Source organism: Gorillibacterium timonense, assembly GCF_001457415.1.
Classification (GTDB): Bacteria; Bacillota; Bacilli; order Paenibacillales; family NBRC-103111; genus Gorillibacterium; species Gorillibacterium timonense.
The window spans coordinates 391,534-404,148 of the sequence record NZ_LN881723.1 but is presented as its reverse complement, the minus strand read 5'-3'; the positions used below and the strand labels follow the sequence as shown (position 1 = coordinate 404,148).

At 56.0% G+C, this 12,615-nt stretch carries 10 protein-coding genes; 8 read left to right on the top strand and 2 right to left on the bottom strand.

What is annotated here, in order from left to right; translation table 11 throughout:
- Window positions 1-9: 9 nt before the first annotated feature.
- Window positions 10-600, top strand: a complete 591-nt coding sequence (locus BN2684_RS09660; protein ID WP_058301965.1) for an AAA family ATPase — start codon at window positions 10-12, stop codon at window positions 598-600.
- Between the two features lie 576 nt (window positions 601-1,176).
- Window positions 1,177-3,657 carry a leucine--tRNA ligase gene (gene leuS, locus BN2684_RS09655; RefSeq protein WP_058301964.1) on the top strand — a complete coding sequence of 827 codons (2,481 nt, stop codon included), beginning with the start codon at window positions 1,177-1,179 and terminating at the stop codon, window positions 3,655-3,657.
- A 154-nt stretch (window positions 3,658-3,811) separates the two neighbouring features.
- Here leuS and comER read toward each other — a convergent pair whose 3' ends face one another.
- Window positions 3,812-4,636, bottom strand: coding sequence for a late competence protein ComER (comER, locus tag BN2684_RS09650; RefSeq protein WP_108722186.1), 825 nt, complete (start codon window positions 4,634-4,636; stop codon window positions 3,812-3,814).
- A 285-nt stretch (window positions 4,637-4,921) separates the two neighbouring features.
- Here comER and BN2684_RS09645 point away from each other — a divergent pair, with 285 nt between their 5' ends.
- From BN2684_RS09645 to holA, 6 genes are all read left to right on the top strand, one after another.
- Window positions 4,922-5,587 (top strand): ComEA family DNA-binding protein, encoded by a 666-nt coding sequence (locus BN2684_RS09645; RefSeq protein WP_058301963.1) that lies wholly within the window; start codon window positions 4,922-4,924, stop codon window positions 5,585-5,587.
- Between the two features lie 93 nt (window positions 5,588-5,680).
- Entirely contained in the window at window positions 5,681-6,193 is a 513-nt protein-coding gene (locus BN2684_RS09640) for a deoxycytidylate deaminase (protein WP_058301962.1), read from the top strand.
- 125 nt (window positions 6,194-6,318) lie between these two features.
- Entirely contained in the window at window positions 6,319-8,916 is a 2,598-nt protein-coding gene (locus BN2684_RS09635) for a ComEC/Rec2 family competence protein (protein ID WP_058301961.1), read from the top strand.
- A gap of 217 nt (window positions 8,917-9,133) precedes the next feature.
- Complete coding sequence (locus tag BN2684_RS09630) at window positions 9,134-9,682, top strand: RNA polymerase sigma factor (RefSeq protein ID WP_058301960.1); 549 nt, start codon at window positions 9,134-9,136, stop codon at window positions 9,680-9,682.
- Window positions 9,679-10,848 carry a zf-HC2 domain-containing protein gene (locus BN2684_RS09625; RefSeq protein WP_058301959.1) on the top strand — a complete coding sequence of 390 codons (1,170 nt, stop codon included), beginning with the start codon at window positions 9,679-9,681 and terminating at the stop codon, window positions 10,846-10,848. The genes BN2684_RS09630 and BN2684_RS09625 overlap by 4 nt, the downstream gene beginning before the upstream one ends.
- Window positions 10,849-11,036: 188 nt before the next feature.
- On the top strand, window positions 11,037-12,023 hold the full coding sequence (gene holA / locus BN2684_RS09620; protein WP_058301958.1) for a DNA polymerase III subunit delta: 987 nt from the start codon (window positions 11,037-11,039) through the stop codon (window positions 12,021-12,023).
- Window positions 12,024-12,238: 215 nt separating this feature from the next.
- On the opposite strand, the gene rpsT is transcribed toward holA, so the two are convergent.
- On the bottom strand, window positions 12,239-12,511 hold the full coding sequence (gene rpsT / locus BN2684_RS09615) for a 30S ribosomal protein S20 (RefSeq protein ID WP_058301957.1): 273 nt from the start codon (window positions 12,509-12,511) through the stop codon (window positions 12,239-12,241).
- Window positions 12,512-12,615: the final 104 nt, after the last annotated feature.

Sequence of the window (12,615 nt, the reverse complement as noted above, 5' to 3'; positions counted from 1 at the left end):
AATCGGGTCATGATCATCTGGATAAACAGGGCCTTCGGCTCTGGGAAAACACAGACCGCCTACGAATTGAAAAGGAGACTGCCCGGTTCGATGGTCTACGATCCGGAGGTGGCGGGGTATTTTCTGCAAAAGATGATTCCGAAGCAGGCGGCGGAGGAGGACTTTCAGGATTATCCGATGTGGCGCGAGGTCACCTATTCGACTCTCTCCTACCTGAACCGCTCGTTCAAGGGAGTGATCCTCGTGCCGATGACCCTCACGGAGCCGCTTTATTTCTGGGAGACGGTAGGCCGGTTGCGGAAGGAAGGGGCCGAGGTCCATCATGTCACGCTGCTGGCGTCCCGGGAAACCTTGCAGAAACGGCTAAAAAACCGGGGAGACGGAGCGAAATCATGGCCCGCCCACCAGATCGACCGCTGCATCGAGGCTTTGGGGAGTGACCTGTTCGCCGATCATCTCGAAACCGACTTGCTCACCCTGGAAGAAACGGCGGAAGCGATTGCGACTCGACTGCAGCTTCGCCTGAAGACGGATGAACGCGGGGCCATCCGCAAACGGATCGGGCGCTGGCTGGTTCAACTCCGGCACATCCGTGTATAACTCGATATATAGGAAAGACAGCCACCCTCCGAAGATCGAGAGAGGGGAATGAAGGGGTTCTCACGCGGATCAACCGCTTGGGCGAATGCGGACGATTCTTGACAATTCATCAAAGAATTCCTATAATGTCTGCAACAAGGCTTTGATTAGGACCAGTAATTCGGATGACGCTTTCCCAGAGAGCCGGAAGGGTGAGACCCGGTAAGCGCAGCGGATGAACTCCCCTTTGAGCCGAAAGGTGAACCCGGTTGGAGACAGGCCGAGAGCTTGGCAGCGATGCCGGACAGGGCCCTTCTAGCGCCCGGAATAGCCTGACCGTTTCGCCCGCGTTAAGGGTGTGCAAAGTGAGCCGGAGCGACTGTGGCCGGTTAACTAGGGTGGTACCGCGGGAATTCAACCTCTCGTCCCTAGCTTGATGCTGGGGCGGGAGGTTTTTTCATGCTCAGATTTTCTGAGCCTTGCATACGAGCTTATTCCAACCATCTATTCATTCTTGACGACTCGCCCTAATCTGCATAGAAACAGGCAGGCGTATCGTCGGGAGGCATGATCGAACGAGCTGAGGAGGATTCAATAATGACCCAGGAGACCAAACAGACGGAACAGGGCACCGGTGCACCAGCGGGTGCCGTAAGCTATCAACCCCAGACGATGGAGCCGAAGTGGCAGAAGTATTGGGACGAAGCCAAAACCTTTAAAGTGGCAGAAAACAGCGAGAAGCCGAAGTTCTACGCGCTCGATATGTTCCCGTATCCTTCGGGAGCCGGCCTGCATGTCGGGCATCCGGAGGGCTATACGGCAACGGATATCGTGTCCCGCTACAAACGGATGCGCGGCTTCAACGTGCTTCATCCGATGGGCTGGGATGCTTTCGGCCTTCCGGCGGAGCAATACGCCATCGACACGGGCAACGATCCGCGAGATTTTACCAAGAAGAACATCGATACCTTCCGGCGGCAGATCAAATCGCTGGGCTTCTCCTACGACTGGGACCGCGAGATCAGTACGACAGATCCCGGTTATTACAAGTGGACGCAATGGATCTTCATCCAGCTCTATAACAAGGGACTCGCTTACGTGGATGAAGTCCCTGTCAACTGGTGCCCGGCTCTCGGCACGGTGCTGGCCAATGAAGAGGTCATCGACGGCAAGAGCGAACGCGGCGGACATCCGGTCATCCGCAAGCCCATGCGCCAATGGGTGCTCCGCATCACGGAATACGCCGAGCGTCTTCTGGAAGATCTGGAGGAGCTGGACTGGTCCGAGAGCATCAAGGATATGCAGCGCAACTGGATCGGCAAATCGACGGGAGCTGAAGTCCGCTTCCCCATCGAAGGCCACGAGGACATGATGCTCACCGTCTTCACCACGCGGCCGGATACCCTGTATGGCGCAACCTACTGCGTGCTTGCTCCCGAGCATGACTATGTGGACGCGATCACGACTCCGGAGCAGCAAGCCTCGGTCGAGCTGTATCGGGAGAACGCGGCGCGCAAAAGCGACCTGGAGCGCACAGATTTGGCGAAGGAGAAGACGGGCGTCTTTACCGGAGCGTATGCCATCAACCCGGTCAGCGGAGAACGGACGCCGATCTGGATCGCCGATTATGTGCTTGCCGGTTATGGAACCGGTGCGATCATGGCGGTTCCGGGCCACGATGAACGCGACTACGAATTCGCCGTGAACTTCAACCTTCCGGTGAAGGAAGTGGTGAAGGGCGGAGACCTCTCCAAAGGGGCCTATTCCGGCGACGGGGAGCATGTGAACTCGGGCTTCCTTGACGGGTTGACCAATGAAGCGGCCATCGCCAAGATGATCGCCTGGCTGGAGGAGAACGGCAAGGGACAGGGCAAAACGACCTATCGCCTCCGCGACTGGCTCTTCAGCCGTCAGCGGTATTGGGGCGAGCCGATCCCGATTCTCCATCTGGAGGATGGCACGATGAAGACCGTTCCTGTGGAGGAACTGCCGCTCATGCTTCCGAACGTAGACTCGGTGAAGCCGTCCGGAACCGGCGAGTCGCCGCTTGCCAACGTGGCGGACTGGGTCAACACGGTCGATCCGGAGACCGGCATGAAGGCCCGCCGGGAGACGAACACGATGCCTCAATGGGCGGGAAGCTGCTGGTACTACCTGCGCTACATCGATCCGCACAATGACAAGGAATTCTGTTCGCCGGAGCTGCAGAAGAAGTGGCTTCCGGTCGATCTCTACATCGGCGGAGTCGAGCACGCTGTGCTTCACCTGCTGTACGCTCGCTTCTGGCACAAGGTGCTGTACGACCTCGGGTACGTCTCGACCAAGGAGCCGTTCCAGAAACTCGTCAACCAAGGGATGATTCTCGGCGGCAACAACGAGAAGATGAGCAAATCCCGCGGCAATGTCATTAATCCGGATGATATCGTGAACAAGTACGGCGCGGATACGCTGCGCATTTATGAAATGTTCATGGGACCGCTCGAAGCCACGAAGCCTTGGAGCGAAACCGGAGTGGAAGGCGCCTATCGCTTCCTGAATCGCATCTGGCGGCTGTTCGTCCAGGAGGACGGCAAGCTGAATCCGAAAATTTCAGCTGATGCTTCGGGCACGTCGGCTGACTTTAAGCGGGTTTGGCACCGTTCGATCAAGAAGATCACCGAGGATTATGAAGCGCTCCGCTTCAATACCGCGATCAGCCAGCTCATGATCTTCGTCAATGAAGCCTACAAGACCGAATCTCTGCCGCGTCAGGCGATGGAGAACTTCGTGCAGCTGCTTTCGCCGCTTGCTCCTCATATCGCGGAAGAGCTGTGGGAGCAGCTCGGGCATACGGGCTCGATCACCTATGTCGCATGGCCGGCTTATGAGGAAGCGCTGACGGTAGACGATGAAGTGGAAATCGTCGTGCAAGTGAACGGCAAGATCGCCGACCGCGTGAAGATCGCCGCCAATCTCGACCAGCAAGCCATGCAGGAAGCGGCGATGGCGCTGCCCAAGGTGCAGGAGGTAACGGCGGGCAAGACGGTCGTCAAGGTGATTGCGGTCAAAGGCAAGCTGGTCAATATTGTGGTGAAATAATCGTACGCAGCGCTGAATGCGCTGTGATGGGTCAGCGGTTCCGGGGTCGTGCAAGAGTAAGATAACGTACCGCGCTTGTCCAAACGAAATCGAGAAAAAGGGAAGAGCGAGCCGTCAGGAGGCTTTGCTCTTCCCTTTTTCATGACGGTAAGGCTTATCCGCGCTCGAACAGCTCCGCCACCTTCTCCGCATCCTCGCGGAACTTGGCATGGGTGCTTCCGATCAGGCGGGTGAAGGTGCTCCCGAGCTCCTTTTCGAGCAAGCGGAGCGCCTCTTCGGTTATTCCTCCGGGAACTGCAACTCGCTTGATGACGTCCTCTGGGGACATTCCGCCCGCAGTCAGCAGCATCCCTGTCCCGAGCAGCATCTCGCTGGCCATCCGCTCCGCTTCGGAGCGGTTGATGGCTGCGATCTCGACAGCGGCATCAACCAGCTTGGCGAGCAGGAAGGAGAGAAACGCCGGACCGCAGCTGGATAAGTCGGAGCTGATCCGAGTATGCTCCTCGCTCACCTCGAGCGGGCGGCTGATCGGGGCGAGCAGCTGTTCCAGACGCGCTTTATCTTCGGGCCGGACGCGGCTTCCGTAGATGCATAGCGCTGCGCCGCTCAGCACATAGTTGGTTACGCTCGGGATGACCTTGATGATCTTGCCGGGCAAGCGCTCTTCCAATTGGCTCAGCATGACGGGACTGGTGATGGATACGATGAGCTGGTCCTCCCGGCATAGCGGAGCGATCACCTTTAGCAGAGCGGGAAAGTCTCCCGGTTTTACGCACAGAAAGAGGATGTCGCTGTCGGCCGCGACTTCCACGGCACTGCTTGCCGACCGCAACCCGGGAAATCGTAACGCAAGCTGTTCGGCTTTGGCGGGAGTGCGGTTGGCAGCTACAATCTCTTCCGGACGCAGGGCACCCGAGCGGATGAAAGCTTCGATGAGAATGCTCCCCATACTTCCGGTACCGATAAAGCCTGTCAACACGTGAATCCCTCCTTATCCGTGCAAGGAGCCCGGAACGGAATATAAAAGTTCCCTTCACTCTATGCAGGCAGCGGCGATTGTATTCCTGTACGAATCGAGAAAGGGCGGCCGGGGAATTGGACTTGCCTAATGAAAGTGGAAGGGTTATAGTGGAAGAAATGGAAAAATGGTCGGCGGAAGCACCGCCTCTGTTCATCGATAACGGTGAATGGAGGCGGTGTTTTCTTGTTCGAGTAAGGAACGAAGTTCAGGTGAACGAATTTTAAGGGAGAGGATGAAGCGGATATGGGAATGATGATCCTCCAATACCGCAAGCGGATCGTGCTTGCGTTCATCGCGCTGATGCTTACGGGAGGCGGATTCATGCTGGGGCGCTTAACGGAACGGGAGCCGGAGCAGGCGAGCGGCTTATCCCGGATGAACGAACAGGTGGAAGCGGCGTTACACGTGGAGCCGAAGGTGACCAAACCGAGCGCATCCCTACAGGATCAGGAGACAGAACCGGCGACGGAACCAGCCGCGAAAGCAGCTGTGAGCACTTCTCCGCTTAGGAGCTCGGAATCCGAGCAGAAGCCTGCGGAAGCCGCTCCGTCGCAGGCGACAGAGGTGAATACCGGCACCGTCCCAACCAGCGGGTCCGCTCCGGCAACGAGACCAACGGATCAAACGGATGTCGCCTCAGCTGCAGGAGGCATCATCCCAGCGCCATCCGAACCCAGCGCCGCACCGGTTGCGGCGGAAACCCGTGCATCGGGTTTGCTGGATCTGAACACGGCTACCTTGGAGGAATTGATGGAGCTTCCCCGTATCGGAGAAACGAAGGCGAAGGCGATCCTCCAGTACCGAGAGCAACATGGCGGCTTCCGCTCCGCGAGCGAGATCACCGAGGTGAAGGGTATTGGGGAGAAAACGTATGAGTCCTTCAAAGACCGGATTACGGTGATTCGATGATTCCAAGCGCAGCGGGCCGCTAAATCCTTCCCTTTTCTCCCTAGGTGTGAGAAAATAGGCACAAATTCGAGGCTTGGCCCACAGGAGGCGCACATGGCAATCAAAAAAGATTGGGATACCTACTTTATGGATATCGCCTTCATGGCTTCAACTCGTTCCCAATGCCCGCGCAGGCATGTCGGTGCCGTGCTGGTGCAGGGGAAGAAGCTGCTCGGCTCCGCCTACAACGGTGCCCCGATGGGAGTACCGGATTGCAATGAAGCCGGCTGCATGCTTACGGAGGAATACGAGGTGCAGGTGATCGACGGGCAGGAGAAGGTCGTCAAGAAGCAGCGCTGCATCCGTACCATCCATGCGGAGCAAAACCTGCTGCTCTTCACCGACCGAATCGACCGGGAAGGCTCGACCGTGTATGTCACCGACCAGCCGTGCTGGACTTGCGCAAACATGCTGGCGAACAGCGGGATCAAGGAAATCGTCTACCATCGGCCTTATCCCAAGGATAACGAGAAGGTGCTTCAATTGATGCAGGCGAGAGGGATCGTCTTTCGCCAGTTGAACGTGTATGAACCGCCGGAGAATACCCTCACGGAAATTGTCAATTGAAGCTTATGCAGCGCCTAGCGACCCATACCGCCTAAATCGCATATCGGCAATTCGGAGGAAGAACCCCGCCTGATGGATGGCGGGGTTATCTTTTTATATGAGGGAAAGAAGGGAGACCAGACCGCTTGAAAAGTCGGCTCGTCAGAGGAACAATGGCCTTACTTGGGGGCTATACCACTGCCATTTCGGTTGGACCGATTCCCGCTTCAGGCTTTTTGCTGCTGGTTTCCTTGCTCATTCTCGTCGGAACAGCGGTTTATTCGGCGCTCGCTCCGAATGGGGGAACGAATGTATCTCGTAATCGAGGCATTGGCGGCGGGATCGCCCGCAAGGCTTATCCGCTTCTGCTGCTCGCGTTGTCCTCCTGCTTCTATTACAGTTGGACCGACTCTCGCAATGAGACGAAGCTGCCGTTAGCAGGGGCTTATGATCAGGTGGAGGGGTATGCAGATGTGACCGGCGTTATCCTCGCGCCCGTCGATGTGGATGGAGATCGGGCTACCTTCTATTTAGAAGCGTCGAGGGTGGATCTTGCGAATTACCCCGTTTACCAAGGTAGCGAGAAATTGCGGGTGACGGTGCGTCTGCTTCATCAGGAGGAGCAAGCATCCGCAGCTTCATGGAAACGGGGCGATCTCTTACGCTTGTCGGGCGAGCTGCTTCGCCCGGAGCCAGCGCGCAACTTTGGAGGTTTTGATTACCGAGAGTACTTGCGCCGCCAGCATGTTCATTTCCTGCTCAGCGTGAAGGGAGTCGATGGAATCGAGCGGGAGGAGCATGCTTCGTCCGCATTCTCCCTCACGACCTTGCTTAGAAGTGTCGATGCCCTGCGGGAAAAGCTTGCTCTGGCGGTTGCCGCTGCCTTTCCGGAGGATCAAGCCGGGTATATGAGCGGGCTCATCCTCGGGATTACAGACGGCATCGATCCCGAGCAGTACGAGCAGTTCTCCGAGCTTGGCCTGACGCATCTTCTCGCGATTTCTGGCCTCCATGTCGCCGTGTTTGTCGCTGCTTTTTTGTGGCTGTTCGGCTTGCTTCGCATCCCGAAGGAAACCGGCAGCCTGATCGTGATGGGGCTTCTTCCGTTCTACGTTCTTCTGACCGGCGCGGCTCCATCTATCCTTCGCGCAGGCTTGATGGCGATGCTGGCTCTCTATGCCGCCCGGAAGAATCGCTTGAAAGATGGGCTCCATTTGGTGTGTCTAGCCGCCATCGCCATGCTGCTGTGGAACCCGTTCTATGCACTGGATGTTGGGTTCCAGCTGTCCTTTCTCGTCACGGCGGGCCTGATCCTCGGCGTTCCCGCGATGTCCCGCCTCCTGCCGGTCAAGCCGCTTATGCTGAACGGATCGTTGTCCGTCGCCTTAGTCGCCCAATTGGTCTCCTTTCCGCTCACTGTTTTTTATTTCAATCAAGTCTCTCTTCTGTCCTTGGCAGCAAACCTTTTACTCGTCTCACTCGTCAGTTTCATAGTGACTCCCGGAGGGACTCTGGCGATGCTGGCGGCGCTTGCTCATCCACAAGCTGCGAAGCTGCTGGCCTGGCCGGTATCTGCCATAAACCGGGTTACGTTCGGTATTATTGCTTGGATGAACGGATTCCCCCAGTTCCGGGTCGTTTGGCCGTCTCCACCCGCCTGGTGGATTCCGCTGTATTACGGCTGCGGAGGAATCCTGCTACTCACAGCGGCGAAAGCAAAGGACGCAAAATCACGGAGAAAGCTGGGGCTTGATTTGCCCGAACGGCGTTGGATCGGGGAAAAGGTGAACGGGCTCAGCCTATCGCGCGTCCGAAATGTTTCCGGGGTTCTGCTCGTCCTTCTGCTCGTTTTCGGCTGCGTCCCGCAAGAGGAGAGATCCGGTGCGATAGGCACGATTTCCTTCCTCGACGTTGGTCAGGGAGACTCGATTCTCATCCGCACCCCTGGACACCGGAACCTGTTGATCGACGGCGGCGGAACCGTCCTCTTTCGCAAGTCCGGAGAAGAGTGGAAGGAACGCCGCGACCCTTATGAGGTCGGAAGAAAGCTCCTGGTACCCCTCTTGAAGAAAAGAGGGATCGGGACGATCGATACCCTCATCGTCACCCATCTGGATGATGATCATTTCGGGGGCCTTCAAGCGCTTTTGGAGCAACTGACGGTGCATCGGATCGTATTTAATGGTACCCTAAAAGAGAGTAGCAGCGCGGAACGGTTCTTTCGTACAGCCGCCCGGAAGGGAATTCCGCTCCTGCAGGCGAGGGCGGGGACCCGGTTTATTCCTGATTCCGATACGGAGCTTCTCTTTCTAAGTCCAAATAGAGAAGCAGATGTTTTGGCGGAAGCTGCAGAGCAGAACGAGATTTCCCTCGTCTTTCAACTGACGATGTTTGACAGCCGGTTTCTCTTCACCGGAGACATGGGCCAGACCACCGAGCGTTCCTTACTGGAGGGGGAGACCCTGCCGCATGGATCGTTACTCGGAATCGATGTTTTAAAGGTCGCTCACCATGGCAGCAAGAATTCGACAGGGGTGAGTTGGCTCTCTTATTGGCATCCCCGTTATGCCGTCATCTCCGCGGGTAAGAACAACCGGTACGGGCATCCCTCTGAGGAGACACTGAAGCGGTTGCAAATCGCCCAGGCGGAAGTCCTGCGGACCGATCTGCAAGGGGAAATCCGCATGAAGGTGACCCGCAAGGGACTGCGAATCGAGTCGAAGCTGGGTGGAGAATTGAAGTAGACTCGCATATCCATTGGAAAATGTGACCGCGAAGGCAGGGAATCGGCTTTCGGCGGAGAAATAGGAAGAGGGGCCCGTGCGCCCTTATTTAGGGTTGTCCGGATTTCATGACTTTTCTTATCGAACAATCCAATGATTGGATCGACACTTTTTCTTAGAACCTGCAACCTTTTGACTGTACGCTCCGTCTGAGAGGTTGCAAGAGAGGGGGACCTCCGTGGTAGCGCCTGAAACCATCAAGGCGGCACAAGCGGGAGACCGTGATTCACTCGTCACTCTTTTGCGGGAAATCGAGCCGCATGTCTATAAGACGGCCTTTTACATCTTAAACAATGAACAGGATGCCATGGACGCCTCTCAGGAAGCCTTGATCCGCATCTACCAGAAGATCGGGACGTACGAAGAGCGCGCCATGTTCAAAACATGGGTGCAGCGGATCGTAACCAACATCTGCATCGATAAATTTAGACGGACCAAGCCCTCGGTCTCCATTGACGAGCACGAGATGGTCTTTCCGTCGGGGCAATTCGTCGAGGACGAGGTTCTTGCGACGTTCGCCTCCAAGGATATTGTCGAGGCCATCGACAAGCTGCCGGTTCAGCACCGGACGGTTGTCGTGCTTCGCTATCTCCAGGACTTTAGCTATGCCGAGATCGCGGATTCGTTGAATTTGCCGATCAATACGGTCAAATCCTACTTGTTCCGGGCGAGACAGCAATTGCAGCATTTACTCCAAGATTATCAGAAGGGTGGTGTTCGGGGATGAGTTGTTCGGAAGTGATGGAACTCATGCAGAGATATTTGGATCATGACCTTACCGAAATGGAACAGCAGACCATGGTTTCGCATTTCAGTCACTGCCCCGAATGTGCGGCGATGTTCGAGCGTCTGCAGCAGCTATCCGAAGGGCTGGAGGCATTGCCGGATGTTCGCCCGCCCTATAGCATCGTCGATTCCATTCTGCCCATATTGGATGAGCCGCTGCCGGAGAAGCCCGTATTCACCTCGGTTCCCGGCGGCCGTCAAACCGCAGCCCGCAAGGATCGCCGCAAGCTTCTTCCTCGCGTGATGTATGGCGGGACGGCTGCAGCGGCGCTCATTCTTGGCGTGTTTCTCTTCCAGTCCTATTACTCCGGTATGCACTCCGGCGCGGAGAACACCGCCATCGATGCCGGGGCACCTTCCGTAGGAGGACAAATCGGAAGCGGAGCTCCCGAAGCGGGGGATGTGAACCCCCAACAACCTGAGAAAACCATGCTCGCCGATAAAATGGCAAGCCCGTCTCCGGATGAGGGTTCAGAGGCGAAATCGAAGCTGATGACTCCGAATACGGCGGATTCGCACCCGGCGGCAGATTCTCTCCGCGCACAAGATCAATTCGGTCAAGCTGCTTTTAACGGGAGCGATGCCAAGCGAAGCGCTTCGACCGAACAAGCCGCTGCTCCCGATCGGGGATTGACATCATCCATCGCAACCGCCCCGGAGGAAAGCAGCAGCACTCCTGATTCCGGCAGCGGCGAGCATTCGATTACCGGTCTTGTACCGGAAACCAAACTTCCGGAGACGCCTACAAGTGGAACCGGAGCCTTTGTCAAACCGGTCGAGATTTCGAAGGACGACACGCTGGATGCAGCGAAATCCGGCCTATCCAACTACAGCAGCGGCGTGCTACTGAGCAGCAACGTGGATTTGTCTCGGCTGGCCTCTCCCAATGACAAGTACCTGGCCTCGGTGGAGAATCAGCGGGTTACGATCCGTGACACGAGTGGAACGATTGTTTTTGGTTCACCTGTTCAATGGGAAGACGGGGATACGGTGCAGTTGACCGAATGGGCAAACAACTATCAGCTTCTGTACGTGGTGAAGAGAAGCGACGGAGATCTCTACGAATACATGATCGATTTGGCGCTCAAAAAAGAGCTAAAGAAATAAATCGGCGATGCATTTCGGATAAGCCCTCTGCATATGCTACTGTAACGGATGTACAAGGCGTATAATCGCCTATGCGAGGGTTTCTAGAGCCTTAAGCAGGGTGTTTATATAAAGGGACGGCGTACTGCCACAAGGCGGCGCGCCGTTTCTTTGTGTTATAATGATCGTACTTATGTGGAGGTGCGGTTATGGCGGACGTTAGCCCTGTGCTGGTGTGTTACGGTACGGAGAAATTTCTTCGGGAGGAGTTCCTGAACCGGCAGATTGATCAAACGATCGATCCCGAGCTTCGCGATTTTGCACTTATCCGGTACGATCTGGCGGAGACGCCTCTTGACGCCGTTCTAGAGGAAGCGGAGACGATTCCGTTCATGGCGGAACGGAAAATCGTCATCGCGGCGAATGCGATATTCTTAACCGGTGCAAAGGATCCGTCGAAGGTGGAGCACCGGACGGATTTGCTGCTCGCTTATTTAGGGGCGCCTGCCCCTCATACCCAGTTGATCTTTACCGTCGATGCGGAGAAGCTGGACGAACGGAAGAAGCTGGTCAAGGCTTTAAAAGAAAAGAAGCTGGTTAAGGCCTTTACACCCTTATCCGCCGAGGAATTGCCCGGATGGGTAGAACGGAGAGCTCAGAAGCGGGGGATCGGGTTTGAGCGTCCCGCTCTTGATCGGTTTGTGCTGTACACAGGCGGCCAATTGCAAGCGATGGATTCCGAGTTGGCTAAGCTCGAATTATTTGCCGGAAGCGATTCGATGATCACCCTGGAAACCGTGGAGATGCTCGTCCCCCGAAGCGTGGAGCAAAATGTCTTTCTTCTCATGGAGGATATCGTCAGCCGAAGGCTGGACAAAGCCATGGATCAGCTTCATGAGCTGCTCAAGCAGAAGGAGGAGCCGATCAAGCTGGTCATGCTAATGGCTCGTCAATTTCGGCTGATTCTGCAGGTCAAGGATCTGTATGCGCAAGGATATTCTCAGCAGCAGACCGCTGCTCACATCGGCTCCCATCCATACCCGGTCAAGCTGGCAGCGGAGCAAGGGCGAGCGTACAATACGGAGCAATTGAAGGGAATCCTAACGGAGATTGCGGATCTGGATTACGCGATGAAGACGGGGAGAACCGACAAAGTGCTGGGTCTGGAGCTGTTGCTGTTGAAACTGGCGGCTTGATAACCTTAAAGGTAACCGATCGCATTCATGGAGGGAGCGGCATTTGTCCGCTCCTTTTCCTTTTGGATGAGTAAGGTTCCGTGTCATGGCGTAAGGAATAGGAATTCGGGATGCTGACAAAGCAGCAGCGTGTGATCAGCAATTCCGATAAAAGGAGAATTCTCCGTATACGCAAACGGACCGCCCGAGGGCGGTCCGTACCGTTTGAAAGAAGCTTACGCTTGAGTGCTGAGAGCGTTCAGTTTCTTGGCCAAGCGGGATTTTTTGCGGTTGGCGGTGTTTTTATGGATCAAGCCCTTCGTAGCAGCTTTATCGATCTTCTTCGTCGCCTGTACCAAAGCTTCTTTGGTGGATTCCACATTACCGGTGCTGGCGGTGTTCTCAAAAGTCTTGATGGCCGTACGCAGGGCGGACTTTTGGGAAGCGTTGCGCAGACGGCGGGAATCATTCGTCTTCACGCGTTTAATAGCGGATTTAATGTTCGGCATCACGTTCACCTCCTACTCGAAAAACCATACCATTTCCATATGGCTGACAACTTTAAATATTTTATCATGGCCCATATGAAAAAGCAAGACCTGGAATGGAGATG